Origin of the sequence: Pseudomonas sp. SMV7, from assembly GCF_052041995.1 — a bacterium.
GTDB lineage: Bacteria > Pseudomonadota > Gammaproteobacteria > Pseudomonadales > Pseudomonadaceae > Aquipseudomonas.
In genome coordinates this window covers 24,233-44,778 of the sequence record NZ_JBKGGT010000014.1, presented here as the reverse complement: position 1 = coordinate 44,778, position 20,546 = coordinate 24,233, and the positions used below count along the sequence as shown (strand labels likewise).

The window sequence follows — 20,546 nt, the reverse complement described above, 5'->3', positions numbered from 1 at the left end:
CACGGCTATTGCTACACCGCTGGCAACATACCGTTTTTATGACGGTCAGCCACGCGAGAGAGCACGATGCCCCAGGCCGCCCACGTATCCCGAGCCCCCTTTGCGCAGGGGCAATCCCTGGTCGAACAGGAAAGCCGCCAGGGCGTCGAACAGGCCTTTGCCCTGTTCAATCAGGTGTCCAGCCAGCTGAGCCAGTCCTACAGCCTGCTCGAGGCGCGGGTCAGCGAGCTCAAGGGTGAACTGGCGGTGGTCAGCGCCCAGCGCATTGCCGAGCTGAGCGAAAAGGAGCGCCTGGCCAACCGCCTGCAGAACCTGCTCGACTTGCTGCCAGGCGGGGTGATCGTGATTGATGGCCAGGGCCTGGTGCGTGAAGCCAACCCGGCCGCCTGCGAGCTGCTCGGTGAGCCGCTGATCGGCCAGCTGTGGCGCCAGGTGATTGCCCGCAGCTTTGCCCCACGCAAGGACGACGGCCACGAAGTCTCGTTGCGCGACGGCCGCCGCCTGTCCATTGCCACCCGCTCGCTGGATGCCGAGCCCGGCCAGCTGGTGCTGCTCAACGACCTGACTGAAACCCGTCGCCTGCAAGACCAGCTGGCCCGTCATGAACGGCTGTCGTCGCTGGGGCGCATGGTCGCCTCGCTGGCCCACCAGATCCGCACGCCGCTGTCGGCGGCCATGCTCTACGCCAGCCACCTGGCCGATCCCGAACAAGACCTGAGTCTGGAAACCCGCCAGCGGTTTGCCGGTACCCTGAAGGAGCGCCTGCACGAGCTGGAGCACCAGGTGCGCGACATGCTGGTATTTGCCCGTGGCGAATTGCCGCTGGGTGACAGGATTACGCCGAAGGCATTGTTCCAGGCGCTGCAGCAGGCAGCCCAGGTGCATGTACAGGGGCACGCCGTGCGCTGGCAGTGCGACAGCCACCTCGGTGAGTTGCTCTGCAACCGCGATACCCTGGTCGGTGCCTTGCTCAACCTGATCGAGAATGCCCTGCAGGCCAGCGACAGCCCGGCGCGGCTGAAAGTGCACCTGTTCCGCCGCCAGCGTACCTTGCACCTGTGCGTGAGCGACGCCGGCAGTGGCATCGCGGCAGACCTGCTCGGGCGCCTGGGCGAACCCTTCCTCACCACCAGGCCCACCGGCACCGGCCTGGGCCTGGCCGTGGTCAAGGCCGTGGTGCGCGCGCATCAGGGCTCGCTCAGCCTGCGCTCGAAGGTTGGCCGTGGTACCTGCGTGCGGGTGGAACTGCCATTGATCGACGGGCAGTTGGCGGAGGGCGCGTAATGGCAATCAAGGTGCTGCTGGTGGAAGACGACCGGGTATTGCGCCAGGCGTTGGGCGATACCCTGGAAATCGGCGGTTTCACCTACCAGGCGGTAGGCAGTGCCGAGGAAGCCCTGGAGGCGGTGCAGCAACAAGCCTTCAGCCTGGTGGTCAGCGATGTCAACATGCCTGGCATGGACGGGCACCAGCTGTTGGCCCAGTTGCGCCGCCAGCAGCCGCACTTGCCGGTATTGCTGATGACCGCGCATGCTGCCGTGGAGCGCGCTGTCGAGGCCATGCGCCAGGGGGCTGCTGATTACCTGGTCAAGCCATTCGAACCCAAGGCCCTGCTCAGCTTGGTCGAGCGCCACGCTGCCGGGCGACTGGGGGCTGCCGACGAAGAGGGCCCGGTCGCTTGCGAGCCGGCCAGCCGGCAATTGCTGGAGCTGGCCGCGCGCGTGGCGCGCAGCGACTCGACCGTGCTGATTTCCGGTGAGTCCGGCACCGGCAAGGAAGTGCTGGCGCGCTACATCCACCAGCAGTCGCCGCGGGCCGCGCAACCATTCGTGGCAATCAATTGCGCGGCCATCCCCGACAACATGCTCGAGGCCACCTTGTTCGGCCATGAGAAGGGTGCCTTCACCGGTGCCATCGCCGCCCAGGCCGGCAAGTTCGAGCAGGCCGACGGCGGTACCTTGCTGCTCGACGAGATTTCGGAAATGCCACTGGCCCTGCAGGCCAAGTTGCTGCGGGTGCTGCAGGAGCGTGAAGTAGAGCGGGTAGGCGGGCGCAAACCGATCAGCCTGGATATCCGCGTGCTGGCTACCACCAACCGTGACCTGGCCGGCGAAGTGGCGGCCGGGCGCTTCCGCGAAGACCTGTTCTACCGACTGTCGGTGTTCCCACTGGCCTGGCGCCCGCTGCGCGAACGCCCGGGCGACATCCTGCAACTGGCCGAGCGGCTGCTGGCCCGCCATGTGGCCAAGATGAAGCATGCGCCGGTGCGCCTGTCGCCCGAGGCCCGCGCCTGCCTGCAGGCGCATGCCTGGCCGGGCAACGTGCGCGAACTGGACAACGCCCTGCAGCGCGCGTTGATCCTGCAACAGGGTGGCGTGATCGAGGCGGCGGATTTTTGTCTGGCGGGCGCCATTCCATTGTCAGCTGGCAGCGAGTCACCCCCTGAAGCCGCCGTTGAAGCGGGCGGCTTGGGCGATGACATGCGCCGCCACGAGTACCAGATGATCATCGACACCCTGCGCGCCGAGCGTGGCCGCCGCAAAGAAGCGGCTGAACGGCTCGGGATAAGCCCACGCACCCTGCGCTACAAGCTGGCGCAGATGCGCGATGCCGGGTTCGACGTCGAAGCCAGCCTGTTCGGCTGACAACAACTCACAGAACCGCACAAGGCCGCTCCTGCAGGGGCGGGTAAAAAACCGGGCTGAGCGCAGGCTGGCACCTTTGTTGCTTTAGGTTGGCTATCCGCCGCATCACGTCAAAAAAATGCGGCCGCAGGAGAGAGAAGGGTCATGAGCCAAGGTGTTGAATTCAATCGTCTGATGTTGGACATGCGGGCCATGCAGGCCGACGCCATGTCGCTGCCCAAGGTGGCTGCAGCCCCCGAGCTGGCACCGGGGCAGAGTACCTTTGCCGACATGCTCGGCCAGGCCATCGGCAAGGTGCATGAGACGCAGCAGGCTTCGACCCAGCTGGCCAACGCCTTCGAGATCGGCAAGAGCGGCGTCGACCTGACTGACGTCATGATCGCTTCGCAAAAGGCCAGCGTATCGATGCAGGCCCTGACCCAGGTACGCAACAAGCTGGTCCAGGCGTACCAGGACATCATGCAGATGCCGGTTTGAGGACGGACATAATCCATGGCTGAAGCAGTCGTCGACAACGCCCCCGTGAAAAGCGGCCCGCCAGCGGCCAAGCCGCCGCTGTTCGGCATGGCGTTTCTGGAAAACATCGCGCAGATGCCCATGCTGCGTCAGGTCGGCCTGTTGGTCGGCCTGGCCGCCAGCGTGGCGATCGGCTTTGCCGTGGTGCTGTGGTCGCAACAACCGGATTACCGCCCGCTGTATGGCAGCCTGGCGGGCATGGACACCAAGCAGGTCATGGATACCCTGGCTGCTGCCGACATCCCCTACAACGTCGAGCCCAATTCCGGCGCTCTGCTGGTCAAGGCCGACGACCTCTCCCGGGCGCGCCTGAAACTGGCCGCGGCCGGCGTGGCGCCGAGCGATGGCAATGTCGGCTTCGAGCTGCTCGACAAGGAGCAGGGCCTGGGCACCAGCCAGTTCATGGAAGCCACCCGTTATCGTCGCAGCCTGGAAGGCGAACTGGCGCGTACCGTGTCCAGCCTGAACAATGTCAAGGGCGCACGCGTGCACCTGGCGATTCCGAAAAGCTCGGTGTTCGTCCGTGACGAGCGCAAGCCCAGCGCCTCGGTGCTGGTCGAGCTGTACCCGGGCCGTGCCCTGGAAGCCGGGCAGGTGATGGCCATCGTCAACCTGGTCGCGACCAGCGTGCCGGAACTGGACAAGTCCCAGGTCACCGTGGTCGACCAGAAAGGCAACCTGCTGTCCGAGCAGATCCAGGACACCGCCCTGACCCAGGCCGGCAAGCAGTTCGACTACAGCCGCCGGGTGGAAAGCCTGCTCACCCAGCGCGTGCACAACATCCTGCAACCGGTGCTGGGTAATGACCGCTACAAGGCCGAAGTGTCTGCCGACCTTGACTTCAGCGCGGTCGAGTCCACTTCCGAGCAGTTCAACCCCGACCAGCCGGCCTTGCGCAGCGAGCAGTCGGTCGACGAACAACGTGCCAGCAGCCAGGGCCCGCAGGGCGTTCCTGGTGCGCTGAGCAACCAGCCGCCAGGCCCGGCCTCGGCACCGCAGACCACCGGTGGCGCAGCCACGCCGGCGGCGGCCATCCAGCCCGGCCAGCCGCTGGTAGACGCCAACGGCCAGCAGATCATGGACCCGGCCACCGGCCAGCCGATGCTGGCGCCGTACCCGTCGGACAAGCGTCAGCAGAGCACCAAGAACTTCGAGCTGGACCGTTCCATCAGCCACACCCGCCAGCAGCAGGGGCGCATGACCCGTCTGTCGGTGGCCGTGGTCGTGGATGACCAGGTCAAGGTCGACCCGGCCACTGGCGACACCACCCGTGCGCCGTGGGGTGCCGAGGACCTGGCGCGCTTCACCCGCCTGGTGCAGGATGCGGTCGGTTTCGATGCCAGCCGTGGCGACAGCGTGACGGTGATCAACGTGCCGTTCGCCGCTGACCGAGGCGAGGAAGTCGCCGACATCGCCTTCTACCAGCAGCCGTGGTTCTGGGACATCGTCAAGCAGGTGCTGGGCGTGGTGTTCATCCTGGTACTGGTGTTCGGTGTACTGCGGCCGGTGCTGAACAATATCACCGGGGGCGGCAAGCAGGCTGCCCAGGATAGCGACATGGAGCTGGGCGGCATGGTGGGGTTGGATGGCGAACTGGCCAGCGACCGCGTCACTCTGGGTGGCCCGACAAGCATTCTGCTGCCTAGCCCGACCGAGGGCTACGAGGCACAGCTCAACGCAATCAAAGGCCTGGTGGCCGAAGACCCGGGCCGTGTGGCCCAGGTCGTGAAAGAGTGGATCAACGCCGATGAGTGATAACCGAGCCGTTACCGCCAAGCTGAGCCGCGTCGACAAAGCGGCGATCCTCCTGCTCTCGCTGGGCGAGACCGATGCGGCCCAGGTGCTGCGCCACATGGGGCCCAAGGAAGTGCAGCGGGTCGGTGTGGCGATGGCGCAGATGGGCAATGTGCACCGCGACCAGGTCGAGCAGGTGATGAGCGAGTTCGTCGAGATCGTCGGCGACCAGACCAGCCTCGGTGTCGGTTCCGACGCGTACATTCGCAAGATGCTCAACCAGGCCCTTGGCGAGGACAAGGCCAACGGCCTGGTCGACCGCATCCTGCTCGGTGGCAACACCAGCGGCCTGGACAGCCTCAAGTGGATGGAGCCGCGTGCCGTGGCCGACGTGATCCGCTACGAACACCCGCAGATCCAGGCCATCGTGGTGGCCTACCTCGACCCCGACCAGGCTGGCGAAGTGCTGAGCAACTTCGACCACAAGGTGCGCCTGGACATCGTCTTGCGCGTATCCTCGCTGAACACCGTGCAACCGGCGGCGCTGAAGGAGCTGAACCAGATCCTCGAGAAGCAGTTCTCGGGCAACTCCAACGCTGCACGGACGACCCTGGGTGGCATCAAGCGTGCGGCCGACATCATGAACTTCCTCGACAGTTCGGTCGAAGGTGCACTGATGGACGCGATCCGCGAAATCGACAGCGACCTGTCGGAGCAGATCGAGGACCTGATGTTCGTCTTCAACAACCTGGCCGACGTCGACGACCGTGGCATCCAGGCGCTGCTGCGTGAAGTGTCGTCGGATGTGCTGGTGGTGTCGCTCAAGGGCGCCGACGAGCGGGTCAAGGACAAGATTTTCAAGAACATGTCCAAACGTGCTTCCGAGCTGCTGCGCGACGACCTGGAAGCCAAGGGGCCAGTGCGGGTCAGCGACGTGGAAACGGCGCAGAAGGAAATCCTCACCATCGCCCGACGCATGGCCGAGGCCGGCGAGATCGTGCTCGGCGGCAAGGGCGCCGAGGAAATGATCTAAGGTATTCGCGATCTGAGACCGACGCCGCCCCTTGTGGGAGCGGGTTTACCCGTGAAGGCGTCAGACCTGGCGATAGAGGTTGTCGCTGCCGACGCTTTCGCGGGTAAACCCGCTCCCACAGGGACCGTGTCGGCTGCACATGGTTTGAGAACATGACAGCATGCCCACCAAAGAACGTCACCCCAGCGACCTGATCCGCGCCCACGACCTCGAGGGCGTGGATGTGTGGGCGCTGCCCAGCTTCGACCCGCAGCCGGAGCCCGAACCCGAGCCTGAGCCCGAGGTCATCGAGGAAGAAGTCGAGGAAGTGCCGCTGGAGGAAGTCCAGCCGCTGACCCTGGAAGAACTCGAGGCCATCCGCCAGGAGGCCTACAACGAAGGTTTCGCCATCGGCGAGCGCGAGGGCTTCCACAGCACCCAGCTGAAGGTGCGCCAGGAAGCCGAAGAGGCCCTGAAGGCCAAGCTGGAAAGCCTTGAGCGCCTGATGACCAACCTGATGGAGCCGATCGCCGAACAGGATACGCAGATCGAGAAATCGGTGATCCACCTGGTGGCGCACATGACGCGCCAGGTCATCGGTCGCGAACTGCGCGGCGATTCCAGCCACATCACCCAGGTACTGCGCGAGGCGCTCAAACTGCTGCCCATGGGCGCGGACAACATCCGGATCCACCTCAACCCCCAGGACTTCGAGCTGGTCAAGGCGCTGCGCGAGCGCCATGAGGAGAACTGGCGGTTGCTGGAAGACAGCGCCCTGCTGCCGGGCGGCTGTCGCATCGAGACCGCTCACAGCCGTATCGATGCAACCATGGAAACCCGCATCGAGAAAGCCGTGGCGCAACTGTTCGACCGCTTGCATGACCATTCCCTGCATCCGGCGGCACCCGATATCGCTGTCGACCTGGCCCGCTCCGATGAAGCTTGAGCGCACCAGCTTCGGCAAACGCCTGGGCAGCTATGCCGAGGCTGTCGACCTGCCTGCCCAGCCCGTCGTGGAAGGCCGCCTGCTGCGCATGGTCGGCCTTACCCTGGAGGCCGAAGGCCTGCGCGCGGCGGTCGGTACCCGCTGCCTGGTGATCAACGACGACAGCTACCACCCGGTGCAGGTCGAGGCCGAAGTCATGGGCTTTGCCGGGTCCAAGGTGTTCCTCATGCCGGTGGGCAGCATCGTCGGCATCGCCCCCGGTGCCCGCGTGGTACCGCTGGATGACAGCGGCCGTCTGCCGATGGGCATGAGCATGCTTGGCCGGGTACTCGACGGCGCCGGCCGGCCGCTGGATGGCAAGGGCGGAATGAAGGCCGAGGACTGGGTGCCGATGGACGGGCCGGTGATCAACCCGCTCAACCGCGACCCGATCAGCAAGCCGTTGGACGTGGGTATCCGCAGTATCAACGGGCTGCTGACGGTGGGCCGTGGCCAGCGCCTGGGCCTGTTCGCGGGTACCGGCGTGGGTAAGTCGGTGCTGCTGGGCATGATGACCCGCTTCACCGAAGCCGAGATCATCGTGGTCGGCCTGATCGGCGAGCGTGGCCGCGAGGTGAAGGAATTCATCGAGCATATCCTGGGTGAAGAAGGCCTCAAGCGTTCGGTGGTGGTCGCTTCGCCGGCCGACGATGCGCCGCTGATGCGCCTGCGCGCCGCCATGTACTGCACACGCATTGCCGAGTACTTCCGCGACAAGGGCAAGAACGTGCTGTTGCTGATGGACTCGCTGACCCGTTTCGCCCAGGCCCAGCGGGAAATCGCCCTGGCCATTGGCGAGCCGCCGGCCACCCGGGGTTACCCGCCGTCGGTGTTCGCCAAGCTGCCCAAGCTGGTGGAGCGGGCAGGTAACGGCGAGCCGGGCGGGGGTTCGATCACTGCGTTCTACACCGTGCTGTCCGAAGGTGACGACCAGCAGGACCCGATCGCCGACTCCGCGCGCGGTGTGCTCGACGGCCACTTCGTGCTGTCGCGGCGGCTGGCCGAGGAGGGCCATTACCCGGCCATCGACATCGAGGCCTCGATCAGCCGGGTCATGCCCCAGGTGGTCGATGCCGACCATCTGCGCCAGGCGCAGAAACTCAAGCAGTTGTGGTCACGCCTCTCGCAAAGCCGCGACCTGATCAGCGTCGGGGCCTACGTCGCCGGCGGCGACCCGGAAACCGACCTGGCTATCGCCCTGCAATCGCAGATGGTCGAATTCCTGCGCCAGGGCCTGGACGAGAACGTGGGCATGGCGCAAAGCCGCGAACAGTTGGGGGCGATCTTCACGCCCCCGGCGAGCTGATAGGCCATGGCCCTGCCCGGACGTGCCGCGCGCCTGGCGCCAGTGGTGGACATGGCCGAGGAGGCCGAGCGCAAGGCGGCCCAGCGCCTCGGGCATTTTCAGCAACAGGTGGCGACGGCCCAGGCCAAGCTGGCTGAACTCGAACGGTTCCGTGAGGATTACCAGCTGCAGTGGATCAACCGTGGCGGGCAGGGGGTCAATGGCAGTTGGCTGGTCAACTACCAGCGTTTCCTCGGGCAACTGGAAACGGCCATGACCCAGCAGCGGCAAAGCCTGACCTGGCACCAGAACAACCTCAACAACGCGCGTGGCGCCTGGCAGCAGGCCTATGCCCGGGTGGAGGGCTTGCGCAAGCTGGTGCAGCGCTACCAGGAAGAAGCCCGGCGCGCGGAAGACAAGCGCGAGCAGCGCCTGCTCGATGAACTGTCCCAGCGCCTGCCACGGCAGCATCCGCTTTGACGATCCGCTGGCAGCCGGTAGCCACAAGCCGCATCGCTTGCAGCACCCGCCGTTGCCTGCTAAACCTTTAAGGAGCTGTATCCGCCATCATCGAAGGAATCGCTAGCATGGCAGTCGAGACTGATTTTTCGCAGGACGGGAAAAAGCTGACGATCAAGATCAAGGGGCGCTTCGATTTCGGCAAGCACCAGGAATTTCGCGACGCCTACGAACGTCAGCCCAACTGGCCCGATTCGGTGGTCGTCGACCTCAAGGAAACCACCTACCTCGACAGTTCCGCGCTCGGCATGCTGCTGTTGCTGCGTGACCATGTCGGTGGTGACGATCCGGACATACGGGTGGTGAATGCCAGCTCCGATGTTCGCAAGATCCTCGCCATCTCCAATTTTGAAAAACTCTTCGATATCAGTTGAGCGCCGACATGCCGGCCGAACAGGCGTTGACCGTGCTGGTCGCCGAGGATGGGGCCGCCGACCGCCTGCTGCTGGCGCAGATCGTCCGCCGTCAGGGCCACCAGGTATTCACTGCGGAAAACGGTGAACAGGCGGTTGCGCTGTTCATCGAGCAGCGCCCGCAGCTGGTCCTGCTGGATGCGCTGATGCCGGTAATGGATGGTTTCGAGGCGGCGCGGCAGATCAAGGCCTTGGCCGGCGAGGCGCTGGTGCCGATCATTTTCCTGACCTCGCTGAACGAGGAGGAGGGCCTGGTGCGCTGCCTGGAGGCCGGTGGCGATGACTTCATGGCCAAACCCTACAGTGCAGTGATACTCGGCGCCAAGATCCGCGCCATGGACCGCTTGCGCCGCCTGCAGGCCACCGTGCTGGAGCAGCGCGACCAGATTGCCCGGCACCATGATCATCTGCTGAATGAACAGCGGGTGGCCAAGGCGGTGTTCGACAAGGTGGCCCACTCCGGCTGCCTGGCCGCGCCCAATATCCGCTACCTGCAATCGCCTTACGCGCTGTTCAATGGCGACCTGATGCTGGCCGCGTTCACCCCGTCCGGCGACATGCGTGTGCTGCTCGGTGATTTCACCGGCCACGGCCTGCCGGCGGCGGTAGGGGCGATGCCGCTGGCCGAAGTGTTCTATGGCATGACCGCCAAGGGCTACGGTATCGCGCAGATCCTGCGCGAGATGAATGCCAAGCTCAAGCGCATCCTGCCGGTGGACATGTTCTGTTGCGCGCTGTTGCTCGACCTCAATGCGCAGCGCGGTTCGGTGGAAGTGTGGAACGGCGGCATGCCTGATGGCTATCGCCTGTCGGTGGAGGGGCAAGTGCTGTCGGTATTGAGCTCGCAACACCTGCCACTGGGCATTCTGGCTGCCGAGCGCTTCGATGACAGTACCGAGGTACTGCCGCTGGCGCCCGGCGAGCGCCTGCTGCTGCTGTCGGACGGCGTGATCGATACCGCCGACGACCAGGAACGCCTGTTCGGTGTTCAGCGCCTGCGCGAGGTGCTGGCCGACAACCGTGACCCGGCGCAGTTGTTCGATGAAGTGATGCAGGCCCTGGAGCGCTTCGGCGGGCGCCCGCGCGATGACATCAGCCTGTGCGACATTCGTATGTCCAGTGCCGAGGAGCGGGTGCCGGCGCCGGTGATCTACTCGGACAGTGGTCGCTCCAGCCCGCTGCACTGGTCGCTGCGCTTCGAAGTGCGCGGCGAGAGCCTCGAACGCTTCAACCCGGTACCTTACCTGGTGCAGTTATTGCAGGAAATCCACGGCCTGCGCGCGCGTACCGGCAACCTGCACAGTGTACTCAGCGAGCTGTATTCCAACGCCCTGGAGCATGGCGTGCTGGGCCTGGACTCGCAGCTCAAGCGCGATGTGCAGGGCTTTGCCGCCTACTACCGGGAGCGCGCCCGGCGCCTGATGCAGCTGACCGACGGTTACGTGCGCATCGACTTCAAGGTTGAACCGTACGGCGAGGGTGGGCGTCTTATCATCGAGGTCCGCGACAGTGGTGCAGGGTTCGATGTGCAGCAGGTGCTGGCGCGGCCGGCAATGGAGCAGGGGCTGAGCGGACGTGGCCTGAACCTGGTCCGGCGGCTGGCCAGCAGCGCGCGCTGGAGCGAGGGCGGGCGTTGCGCAGAGGTGGAGTTCGTCTGGTGAGCCATGGGCTGGCTCGGGCATAATCTGGCTTGATCAAGGGAGTGAACAAGTGACTGACATGCATATTGACCAAAAGGTACTCAGCGACCTGCGTGAAGTCATGGAAGATGGCTACCTGCAACTGGTGCAGACATTTCTCGAAGACTCCGAACGGCGCCTGGGCCAGTTGCACGCGGCCAAAAGTGCCGAGGAGCTCGGTGCGGCCGCGCACAGCTTCAAGGGCAGCAGCAGCAACATGGGGGCTGTGGCCCTGGCCGGCCTTTGCCAGCAGCTGGAGGAGCGCGCACGGCGACGCCCGCTGTATGGCATCGAAGACCTGATCACCCGCATCGATCAGGAGTTCGCCGAGGTGCAGCACTTCTACCGGGGTGAGCAGCAACGTATTTTGACCGGTTGACAGGCGACTTGGCGCGAGTCTTGCTTTGTCCGAGCGGATGTCTTTTTTGTTCCTGGCGCGGAGACCGCTCGATGCCTGTCGCACCCAACCCGTTGTTGCAAGCCAACGCCATTGCCAACCCCGCGCGGTCGGCCTCCGCACAGGTCGACAAGCCGCTGCAGGCGCCGGCGGACAAGGGCGCCGGCTTCGACCAGGTGATGGCCAGGCAGGGGCGGGACAAGCCGGTCGGGCAGAACGACAAGGTCGCCCAGGGCAAGCCCAAGGACAAGCCTGACCCGGTGCAGGGCGGCAAGGCCGATCCTGCCGACACGTCCGCTGTTGCCGATGACGGCAAACCATTGCCAGCCGACGGACAGGTCGACACGCGGGGCGACACTCAAGCCGACACTCGGGCCGACACCGACCTGCGTGATGCCAGCCTGGTCGCTGGCCAGGTCACCGACGCCCAGCCTGGCGCACAACTGATCCAGGCCCAGGCCGAGACCGTGGCACCGGTGCTGCAGGCTGCCACGGCGCAGGTTCCGGCCGCGCAGCCCGAGGCGCCGGCAGCCGAGGAAGACTTCGACCCTGACGCCGACCCGCTGGCCAACCTGCCGACCTTGCGCCTGGCGCTGGAGCACAGTGCCCAGGCCAAGGGAGCAACCTCGGCACATGCCTTGGACCCGGCGCAAGCCCAGGCGGAAGAGGGGGCTGTGGCCGTCAATAGCTTGGCGAGCCTGGTGGAAAATGCCGGTGGTGGAGCAGGCGACAGCGCGGAGCCTGGGGACAAGGCCTTCGGCGCTTTGCTCGAAGATGGCCTGAAGGACACCAAGAGCGCCAGCAGCGACACCCGCGTCGACGATTTCGCCAATCGTCTGGCCAATCTGACCCAGGCCGCCACGGCCAAGACCGCCAACGCCGTGCCGGCGAATGCCAGCCCGTTGCACCAGCCGCTGCCGATGAACCAGAACGCCTGGGCCGAGGGCCTGGTCAACCGGGTCATGTACCTGTCCAGCCAGAACCTCAAGTCGGCGGATATCCAGCTGGAGCCGGCAGAGCTTGGGCGCCTGGACATTCGCGTCAATGTTGCGACGGACCAGGCGACCCAGATCACCTTCATCAGTGGCCACGCCGGCGTGCGTGACGCTCTCGACAGCCAGGTGCACCGCCTGCGCGAACTGTTCAGCCAGCAGGGGCTGGCCCAGCCGGATGTCAACGTGGCCGACCAGTCACGCGGGCAGCAACAGCATCAGCAGCAGGCGCAGGCCCAGGGCAGCCAGTTGTCCGGGGTGGCGGCGCGCCAGGCCGAGCAGGGCGGTGCCGAGCTGGCCGACAGCAGCCGCGCTGTGGAACAGCAGCTGGTTGTCGGTGACAGTGCGGTCGATTATTACGCCTGATGTCGGGGTGTATGCCTTGGGTTTCGCGGCCTTTTGAGGGCCAGCGCCGCCCCCGCGGCGCATCGCGGATAAATCCGCTCCTGCATGGGTTGCAACGTGCCGAACCTGTCAGGCCATGGTTGCCAGCCTTGGTGCATGGCTTGAGCGTTTGCGGGGGCTGGGAGATCGAGCCGCCCGCGCGGCGCTCGATTTCGCAGGCGCAAGACCCCTCAATCGCAAATCTGGCATAACACTTGCTCAAGCCAAGCCATCCTCCCTTGAACCCCCGATGGACGACGGATTATTGGCATGGCGAAAAGCGAAGCAGTCAAAGACCCCGCCACTAAAGGCAAACTCAAGCTGATCCTGCTGGCGGTCGTCGGCCTGTTGCTGGCGATCGGCCTTTCGGTGGGCGCTACCTGGTTCATCATGCACAAGAGCGAGCCGGCCCCGGCCGCCGAGGCAACAGCCGGTAACGTCAAGCCTGCGGCGATCTACGAGCCGCTGGCCCCGGCCTTCGTGGTCAACTTCAACCAGAATGGTCGCCAGCGCTACATGCAGGTGAGCATTACCATGCAGGCGCGCAGCCAGGCCGACCTCGACGCCCTCAAGGTGCACATGCCGGTGATCCGCAACAACCTGGTGATGATGTTCTCCGGGCAGGGCTTCGATACCTTGGCCGGCAGCCCGGTCGGGCAGGAGATGCTGCGCCAGAAGGCTACCGCGGTGGTCCAGGAAGTGGCGCAGAAGGAAGTCGGCAAGCCGGTCGTCGACCAGTTGCTGTTTACCAATTTCGTATTGCAGTAGGAGTCCGCAATGGCCGTACAGGACCTGCTGTCCCAGGATGAAATCGATGCCTTGTTGCATGGCGTCGACGACGGTCTGGTGCAGACCGAGAGTGCCACCGAGCCTGGCAGCATCAAAAGCTATGACCTGACCAGTCAGGACCGTATCGTGCGGGGTCGCATGCCGACCCTGGAAATGATCAACGAGCGCTTCGCCCGTTACACCCGGATCAGCATGTTCAACCTGCTGCGTCGCTCCGCCGACGTGGCGGTGGGCGGCGTGCAGGTGATGAAGTTTGGCGAATACGTGCATTCGCTGTACGTGCCGACCAGCCTCAACCTGGTCAAGATCAAGCCACTGCGCGGCACCGCGCTGTTCATCCTCGACGCCAAGCTGGTGTTCAAGCTGGTGGACAACTTCTTTGGCGGCGACGGCCGTCACGCCAAGATCGAAGGCCGCGAGTTCACCCCTACCGAGCTGCGCGTGGTGCGCATGGTGCTGGACCAGTGCTTCGTCGACCTGCGGGAAGCCTGGCAGGCGATCATGCCAGTCACCTTCGAGTACATGAACTCGGAGGTCAACCCGGCCATGGCCAACATCGTCGGCCCCAGCGAGGCGGTGGTGGTATCGACCTTCCACATCGAGCTGGACGGCGGTGGCGGCGACCTGCACGTGACCATGCCCTACTCGATGATCGAGCCGGTGCGGGAAATGCTCGATGCCGGCTTCCAGTCCGACCTGGACGACCAGGACGAGCGCTGGATCAAGGCCTTGCGCGAGGACGTGCTGGACGTGGCCGTGCCGGTGAGTGCCACGGTCGCCCGGCGCCAGCTGAAGCTGCGCGACATCCTGCACATGCAGCCAGGCGACGTGATTCCGGTTGAGCTGCCTGAACACCTGGTGTTGCGCGCCAACGGCGTGCCTTCGTTCAAGGCGCGCCTGGGTTCGCACAAGGGCAACCTGGCGCTGCAGATCATCGACCCGATCGAACGCCGCTGACGGCGAGCCGGTCGCTCATAACGTATTGAATGCCTGTCGAGGAAATCATGGCTAACGAAAACGAGATCACCTCCCCAGAGGACCAGGCGCTGGCCGATGAATGGGCTGCGGCACTGGAGGAAACCGGTGCCGCCGGCCAGGCCGACATCGATGCACTGCTGGGTGGCGACACCGGTAGCAGCGCTGGCGGGCCGGGCCGCTTGCCGATGGAAGAATTCGCCAGCTCGCCGAAGCCGAGCGAGAACGTCAGCCTGGAAGGCCCGAACCTGGACGTGATCCTGGACATCCCGGTGAACATTTCCATGGAAGTGGGCAGCACCGAGATCAATATCCGCAACCTGCTGCAGCTCAACCAGGGTTCGGTCATCGAGCTTGATCGCCTGGCCGGTGAGCCGCTCGATGTCCTGGTCAACGGCACGCTGATCGCCCATGGCGAAGTGGTGGTGGTCAACGAGAAGTTCGGCATCCGCCTGACCGACGTGATCAGCCCCAGCGAACGTATCAAGAAGCTGCGCTGAGTGAAGGGCACGATGCGCACCATCCTGGCGTTCGCCACGCTGCTTGCCAGCCAGGCCGGCCTGGCCGCGGCCACGCCGACGGCAACGCCTGCGGCTGCGCCTGGCAGCCTGGGCGGGCAGCTGGCGCAGATGGTCTTCGGCCTGCTGCTGGTGGTCGGCCTGATTTTCTTCCTGGCCTGGCTGCTGCGACGCATGCAGGGGAGCGCCGTGAAGGGCGGGCAGGTGATCGAGATCGTCGGCAGCCGGGCCATCGGCCCGCGTGACCGCCTGCTGCTGGTGCAGGTGGGCAAGGCGCAGATCCTGATCGGCCATACCCCGGGCAGCATCGAGGCCCTGCATGTACTGGCCGAGCCCGTGGCAGTACCGGAAAGCGCCCGTCAGGCGACGCCGGAGTTCGCCCAGCGGCTGATGGAGCTGATGGGCAAGGACCCTAAGGACAAGAAGTGATGAGCGGCGCGCTGCGTTTGTTGTTGATTCTGGCGCTGCTGCTGGCGGCGCCGCTGGCCCTGGCCGCCGACCCGCTGTCGATCCCGGCCATTACCCTGTCCAATACGGCGGACGGGCAGCAGGAGTATTCGGTCAGCCTGCAGATCCTGCTGATCATGACGGCGCTCAGCTTCATTCCCGCGTTCGTCATCCTGATGACCAGCTTTACCCGCATCATCATCGTGTTCTCGATCCTGCGCCAGGCCCTTGGCCTGCAGCAGACGCCGTCGAACCAGCTGCTCACCGGAATGGCACTGTTCCTCACCATGTTCATCATGGCGCCGGTGTTCGACCGGGTGAACCAGGACGCGCTGCAGCCGTACCTGAAGGAACAGATGACCGCCCAGCAGGCCATCGACAAAGCCCAGGGGCCGCTCAAGGACTTCATGCTGGCGCAAACCCGGCAAAGCGACCTCGACCTGTTCATGCGCTTGTCCAAGCGCACCGACATTGCCGGCCCGGACCAGGTCCCGCTGACCATCCTGGTGCCGGCGTTCGTCACCTCCGAGCTGAAGACCGCGTTCCAGATCGGTTTCATGATCTTCATCCCGTTCCTGATCATCGACATGGTGGTGGCCAGTGTGCTGATGGCCATGGGCATGATGATGCTGTCGCCGCTGATCATTTCGTTGCCGTTCAAGATCATGCTGTTCGTCCTGGTCGATGGCTGGGCGCTGATCATGGGCACCCTGGCCAGCAGTTTCGGCGGCGTCTGACGCCGTCAAGGAGAGCCACCGATGACCCCGGAAGTAGCTGTCGACCTGTTTCGCGATGCCTTGTGGCTGACCACCCTGATGGTGGCCGTGCTGGTGGTGCCGAGCCTGCTGGTGGGCCTGGTGGTGGCGATGTTCCAGGCCGCCACGCAGATCAACGAACAGACCCTGAGCTTTCTGCCGCGCCTGCTGGTGATGCTGGTCACGCTGATCATCGCCGGGCCGTGGCTGGTGCAGAAGTTCATGGAGTACATCACCGGGCTGTACACCAACATCCCGCACCTGATCGGTTGAGGCGACGATGCTGGAGCTGACCGACACGCAGATCGGCACCTGGGTCGCCACCTTCATCCTGCCGTTGTTCAGGGTGACTGCAGTGCTGATGACCATGCCCATTCTCGGTACCCGCATGCTGCCGGCGCGGGTGCGCCTGTATGTGGCGCTGGCGATTACCGTGGTGATCGTTCCGGCGCTGCCGCCGCTGCCCGAGTTCGACCCATTGAGCCTGCGCGGCCTGCTGTTGTGCGCCGAGCAGATCATCGTCGGGACGCTGTTCGGCTTCGCCCTGCAGCTGCTGTTCCAGGCGTTCGTGATCGCCGGCCAGGTGGTGGCGGTGCAGATGGGCATGGCCTTCGCGTCGATGGTCGACCCGGCCAACGGCGTCAACGTCGCGGTCATCAGCCAGTTCATGACCATGCTGGTGAGCGTGCTTTTCCTGTTGATGAACGGCCACCTGGTGGTGTTCGAAGTGCTTACCGAAAGCTTCACCACCTTGCCGGTGGGCAGCGCGCTGGCGGTCAACCAGTTCTGGGAAATGGCCGGGCGCCTGGGGTGGGTGTTCGGCGCCGGGCTGCTGTTGATCCTGCCGGTGATCGCGGCGTTGCTGGTGGTGAACATCGCCTTTGGCGTGATGACCCGTGCGGCGCCGCAATTGAACATCTTTTCCATCGGTTTCCCGCTGACCCTGGTGCTTGGCATGGGCATTTTCTGGATCGGCCTGGCCGATATCCTGTCCCACTACCAGGCATTGGCCAGCGAAGCGCTGCAATGGCTGCGTGAACTGGCAAGGGCGCGCTGAACATGGCGGAAAGCGAGAGCGGTCAGGACAAGACAGAAGACCCCACCGACAAGCGCAAGCGCGATGCCCGCGAGAAAGGCGAAGTAGCGCGCTCCAAGGAACTGAACACGGTGGCGGTGACCCTGGCTGGCGCCGGTGGCCTGCTGGCATTCGGTGGCTACATGGCGGAAACGCTGCTGGCGATCATGCGCATGAACTTCAGCCTGAGCCGCGACGCCATCGTCGACGAGCGGGCCATGACCGCCCTGCTGCTGGCCTCGGGCAAGATGGCGCTGTGGGCGACGCAGCCGGTGCTGATCCTGCTGTTCGTGATCTCGTTCGTGGCGCCTATCGCCCTGAGCGGCTTCCTGTTTTCCGGCAGCCTGTTGCAACCCAAGTTCAGTCGCATGAACCCGCTGGCGGGGATCAAGCGGATGTTCTCGATGAATGCCTTGACCGAGCTGATCAAGGCGCTGGCCAAGTTCTTCGTGATCCTGGTGATTGCGGTGGTGGTGTTGATGAACGATCGCCAGGCTTTGCTGGCGATTGCCAACGAGCCGCTGGAGCAGGCGATCATCCACAGCCTGCAGGTGGTGGGCTGGAGCGCGTTGTGGATGGCGGCCGGGTTGCTGCTGATTGCTGCGGCGGACGTGCCGTACCAGCTGTGGCAGGCGCACAACAAGCTGAAGATGACCAAGCAGGAAGTCAAGGACGAGTACAAGGACAGCGAAGGCAAGCCCGAGGTCAAGCAGCGGATCCGCCAGCTGCAGCGGGAAGTTTCGCAGCGGCGGATGATGGCAGCGGTGCCGCAGGCCGACGTGATCATCACCAACCCGACGCACTATGCGGTGGCCTTGCAGTATGACCCGGAGAAGGGCGGGGCGGCGCCGTTGCTGCTGGCCAAGGGTACCGATTTCATTGCCTTGAAGATTCGCGAAATTGGCGTGGAGCACAAGGTTCAGATTCTTGAGTCGCCGGCTTTGGCGCGGGCGATCTATTACTCCACCGAGCTGGAGCAGGAAATTCCTGCCGGCTTGTACCTGGCGGTGGCGCAGGTACTGGCCTATGTGTTCCAGATTCGTCAGTACCGGGCTGGCAAGGGTAAGCGGCCAGAGCCGTTGAAGGAAGATCTGCCGATTCCACCGGACCTGCGGCGTGACAGCTGACAGGTGAGCATTTGGCGCCTGTGAGACCGAGCGCCGCCCGCGCGGCGCTCGGTCTCACTGCCGCTAATTCCCTAAATCCGGACAAAGTTGGAAAGCTTCTTGCAAAGCCACGCCCAGGCGCCCCCCGGGCGTCAAAGTTTTGCATCAAGAGGACTCGCGGTGGATCGCACTCAGTTAATCAGCAACGCCCGTCACAACCTGGCCGGCCTCGGTCGGGGCAACCTGGGTGTGCCGCTGTTGTTGCTGGTCATGTTGGCAATGATGATGTTGCCGATACCACCGTTCCTGCTCGACGTGTTCTTCACTTTCAACATCGCCCTGTCGATCGTGGTGCTGCTGGTGTGCGTATACGCCCTGCGCCCGCTCGATTTCGCCGCGTTTCCCACCATCCTGCTGGTGGCCACGCTGTTACGCCTGGCCCTGAACGTGGCCTCCACCCGGGTGGTAATGCTGCATGGCCAGGAAGGCCACGGCGCTGCCGGCAAGGTGATCCAGGCCTTCGGCGAGGTGGTGATCGGCGGTAACTACGTGGTCGGTGCCGTGGTGTTCGCCATCCTCATGATCATCAACTTCGTGGTGGTGACCAAGGGCGCCGGGCGAATCTCGGAAGTGAGCGCGCGGTTCACCCTGGATGCCATGCCCGGCAAGCAGATGGCGATCGACGCCGACCTCAACGCCGGCCTGATCGACCAGGCCCAGGCCAAGCACCGCCGTGCCGAAGTGGCGCAGGAAGCCGAGTTCTACGGTTCGATGGACGGTGCCAGCAAGTTCGTCCGCGGTGATGCCATCGCCGGCCTGCTGATCCTGTTCATCAACCTGATCGGCGGCATGCTGATCGGCATGCTGCAGCACGGCATGAGCTTCGGCGATGCCGGCAAGGTGTACGCCTTGCTGACCATCGGTGACGGTTTGGTGGCGCAGTTGCCTTCGCTGCTGTTGTCCACCGCCGCCGCGATCATGGTCACCCGCGCCTCGGGTTCCGAAGACATGGGCAAGCTGATCAACCGGCAGATGTTCGATTCGCCCAAGGCCCTGGCAGTGTCCGGCGCGCTGATGGTCGTCATGGGCCTGGTGCCGGGCATGCCGCATATCGCCTTCCTCAGCCTTGGCCTGCTGGCCGGCGGCGGCGCCTACCTGGTGTGGAAGAAGCAGCAGAAGGCCAAGCTCGAGGCGCAACGAGAGGCGCAGCGCCAGCAGGACCTGCTGCCTTCGCCGCAGCGCGCGCTGGAGACCAAGGAGCTGGGCTGGGACGACGTCACGCCCATCGACATGATCGGCCTGGAGGTCGGCTACCGGCTGATCCCGCTGGTCGACCGCAACCAGGGTGGCCAGTTGCTGGCGCGGATCAAGGGGGTGCGCAAGAAGCTCTCGCAAGACCTCGGCTTCCTCATGCCGACCGTGCACATCCGTGACAACCTCGACCTGCAGCCCAGCGCCTATCGCCTGACCCTGATGGGGGTGATCCTGGCCGAGGCGGAGATCTACCCGGACCGCGAACTGGCCATCAACCCGGGGCAGGTGTTCGGCACCCTCAACGGGATTGCCGCGCGCGACCCGGCGTTTGGCCTGGAAGCGGTGTGGATCGACGTCGGCCAGCGCGCCCAGGCGCAGTCGCTGGGCTACACCGTGGTCGACGCCAGTACCGTGGTGGCCACCCACCTCAACCAGATCCTGCAGAAGCACTGCCACGAACTGATCGGCCACGAAGAGGTCCAGCAATTGCTGCAGGTGCTGGCCAAGGCATCGCCTAAACTTGCAGAAGAGCTGGTGCCGGGTGTCATTTCCTTGTCGGGCCTGCTCAAGGTGCTGCAGGCGTTGTTGTCGGAGCAGGTGCCGGTGCGCGATATTCGCAGTATTGCCGAGGCGATCGCAAACAACGCCAGCAAGAGTCAAGATACCGCCGCGCTGGTGGCGGCAGTGCGCGTCGGATTGTGTCGCGCCATCGTGCAAAGCATTGTCGGCATTGAGTCGGAGCTGCCAGTGATTACCCTGGAGCCAAGGTTGGAACAGATCTTGCTCAATAGTCTGCAAAGGGCCGGGCAAGGTCAGGAAGACGGTGTTCTTCTGGAGCCGAGCATGGCCGAGAAGCTGCAGCGTTCGTTGATCGAAGCGGCCCAGCGCCAGGAAATGCAGGGCCAGCCGGCCATCCTCCTGGTCGCCGGCCCGATCCGCGCCATGCTGTCGCGTTTCGGTCGCCTGGCCGTACCGAATTTGCATGTGTTGGCGTATCAGGAAATACCGGACAACAAGCAAGTCACCATCGTTGCCACCGTGGGCCCTAACGGCTGAGGTAGTGGAT

General features: G+C 64.7%; 21 protein-coding genes. All 21 read left to right on the top strand.

Annotated elements, in window-relative coordinates; genetic code table 11:
* Positions 1 to 66: 66 nt before the first annotated feature.
* The 21 genes from ACLEJP_RS17620 (at position 67) to flhA (ending at position 20,536) form a co-directional block, all read left to right on the top strand.
* Complete coding sequence (locus ACLEJP_RS17620) at positions 67 to 1,284, top strand: sensor histidine kinase (RefSeq protein ID WP_440808395.1); 1,218 nt, start codon at positions 67 to 69, stop codon at positions 1,282 to 1,284.
* Entirely contained in the window at positions 1,284 to 2,645 is a 1,362-nt protein-coding gene (locus tag ACLEJP_RS17615) for a sigma-54-dependent transcriptional regulator (RefSeq protein ID WP_440808393.1), read from the top strand. Before ACLEJP_RS17620 ends, ACLEJP_RS17615 begins: the two co-directional genes overlap by 1 nt.
* Before the next feature lie 144 nt (positions 2,646 to 2,789).
* Positions 2,790 to 3,122 carry a flagellar hook-basal body complex protein FliE gene (gene fliE, locus ACLEJP_RS17610; RefSeq protein WP_013973606.1) on the top strand — a complete coding sequence of 111 codons (333 nt, stop codon included), beginning with the start codon at positions 2,790 to 2,792 and terminating at the stop codon, positions 3,120 to 3,122.
* A gap of 15 nt (positions 3,123 to 3,137) precedes the next feature.
* Entirely contained in the window at positions 3,138 to 4,916 is a 1,779-nt protein-coding gene (gene fliF, locus ACLEJP_RS17605; protein ID WP_440808390.1) for a flagellar basal-body MS-ring/collar protein FliF, read from the top strand.
* Positions 4,909 to 5,928 (top strand): flagellar motor switch protein FliG, encoded by a 1,020-nt coding sequence (gene fliG / locus ACLEJP_RS17600; RefSeq protein ID WP_013973604.1) that lies wholly within the window; start codon positions 4,909 to 4,911, stop codon positions 5,926 to 5,928. Before fliF ends, fliG begins: the two co-directional genes overlap by 8 nt.
* A gap of 160 nt (positions 5,929 to 6,088) precedes the next feature.
* Entirely contained in the window at positions 6,089 to 6,853 is a 765-nt protein-coding gene (gene fliH, locus ACLEJP_RS17595; RefSeq protein ID WP_440808388.1) for a flagellar assembly protein FliH, read from the top strand.
* Positions 6,843 to 8,198, top strand: coding sequence for a flagellar protein export ATPase FliI (gene fliI, locus ACLEJP_RS17590; protein ID WP_289130930.1), 1,356 nt, complete (start codon positions 6,843 to 6,845; stop codon positions 8,196 to 8,198). The genes fliH and fliI overlap by 11 nt, the downstream gene beginning before the upstream one ends.
* A gap of 6 nt (positions 8,199 to 8,204) precedes the next feature.
* Positions 8,205 to 8,657 (top strand): flagellar export protein FliJ, encoded by a 453-nt coding sequence (fliJ, locus tag ACLEJP_RS17585; RefSeq protein WP_440808385.1) that lies wholly within the window; start codon positions 8,205 to 8,207, stop codon positions 8,655 to 8,657.
* 107 nt (positions 8,658 to 8,764) lie between these two features.
* A complete protein-coding gene (locus tag ACLEJP_RS17580) occupies positions 8,765 to 9,070 on the top strand; it encodes an STAS domain-containing protein (RefSeq protein ID WP_440808383.1) in 306 nt (101 codons plus the stop codon).
* An 8-nt stretch (positions 9,071 to 9,078) separates the two neighbouring features.
* Positions 9,079 to 10,770: a SpoIIE family protein phosphatase gene (locus tag ACLEJP_RS17575; RefSeq protein ID WP_440808381.1), complete on the top strand. Its 1,692-nt coding sequence runs from the start codon at positions 9,079 to 9,081 to the stop codon at positions 10,768 to 10,770.
* Positions 10,771 to 10,819: 49 nt separating this feature from the next.
* A complete protein-coding gene (locus ACLEJP_RS17570) occupies positions 10,820 to 11,167 on the top strand; it encodes an Hpt domain-containing protein (protein WP_440808380.1) in 348 nt (115 codons plus the stop codon).
* A 71-nt stretch (positions 11,168 to 11,238) separates the two neighbouring features.
* The gene (locus ACLEJP_RS17565; protein ID WP_440808378.1) at positions 11,239 to 12,543 is read left to right on the top strand and encodes a flagellar hook-length control protein FliK; all 1,305 of its coding nucleotides are present in this window, start codon (positions 11,239 to 11,241) and stop codon (positions 12,541 to 12,543) included.
* A gap of 288 nt (positions 12,544 to 12,831) precedes the next feature.
* Positions 12,832 to 13,329, top strand: coding sequence for a flagellar basal body-associated protein FliL (gene fliL / locus ACLEJP_RS17560; RefSeq protein ID WP_225778675.1), 498 nt, complete (start codon positions 12,832 to 12,834; stop codon positions 13,327 to 13,329).
* Between the two features lie 9 nt (positions 13,330 to 13,338).
* Positions 13,339 to 14,307, top strand: coding sequence for a flagellar motor switch protein FliM (fliM, locus tag ACLEJP_RS17555; RefSeq protein ID WP_225778674.1), 969 nt, complete (start codon positions 13,339 to 13,341; stop codon positions 14,305 to 14,307).
* A 47-nt stretch (positions 14,308 to 14,354) separates the two neighbouring features.
* Positions 14,355 to 14,825: a flagellar motor switch protein FliN gene (gene fliN / locus ACLEJP_RS17550; protein ID WP_289130926.1), complete on the top strand. Its 471-nt coding sequence runs from the start codon at positions 14,355 to 14,357 to the stop codon at positions 14,823 to 14,825.
* Positions 14,826 to 15,272, top strand: coding sequence for a flagellar biosynthetic protein FliO (gene fliO / locus ACLEJP_RS17545; RefSeq protein ID WP_440808376.1), 447 nt, complete (start codon positions 14,826 to 14,828; stop codon positions 15,270 to 15,272).
* A complete protein-coding gene (gene fliP, locus ACLEJP_RS17540) occupies positions 15,272 to 16,027 on the top strand; it encodes a flagellar type III secretion system pore protein FliP (protein ID WP_170031094.1) in 756 nt (251 codons plus the stop codon). The genes fliO and fliP overlap by 1 nt, the downstream gene beginning before the upstream one ends.
* A gap of 21 nt (positions 16,028 to 16,048) precedes the next feature.
* Positions 16,049 to 16,318, top strand: a complete 270-nt coding sequence (gene fliQ / locus ACLEJP_RS17535) for a flagellar biosynthesis protein FliQ (protein WP_289130925.1) — start codon at positions 16,049 to 16,051, stop codon at positions 16,316 to 16,318.
* 7 nt (positions 16,319 to 16,325) lie between these two features.
* On the top strand, positions 16,326 to 17,102 hold the full coding sequence (fliR, locus tag ACLEJP_RS17530; RefSeq protein ID WP_289130924.1) for a flagellar biosynthetic protein FliR: 777 nt from the start codon (positions 16,326 to 16,328) through the stop codon (positions 17,100 to 17,102).
* 2 nt (positions 17,103 to 17,104) lie between these two features.
* The gene (gene flhB / locus ACLEJP_RS17525) at positions 17,105 to 18,247 is read left to right on the top strand and encodes a flagellar biosynthesis protein FlhB (protein WP_289130923.1); all 1,143 of its coding nucleotides are present in this window, start codon (positions 17,105 to 17,107) and stop codon (positions 18,245 to 18,247) included.
* Positions 18,248 to 18,406: 159 nt separating this feature from the next.
* Positions 18,407 to 20,536, top strand: a complete 2,130-nt coding sequence (gene flhA / locus ACLEJP_RS17520; RefSeq protein ID WP_440808373.1) for a flagellar biosynthesis protein FlhA — start codon at positions 18,407 to 18,409, stop codon at positions 20,534 to 20,536.
* The last annotated feature ends 10 nt before the right edge of the window (positions 20,537 to 20,546 follow it).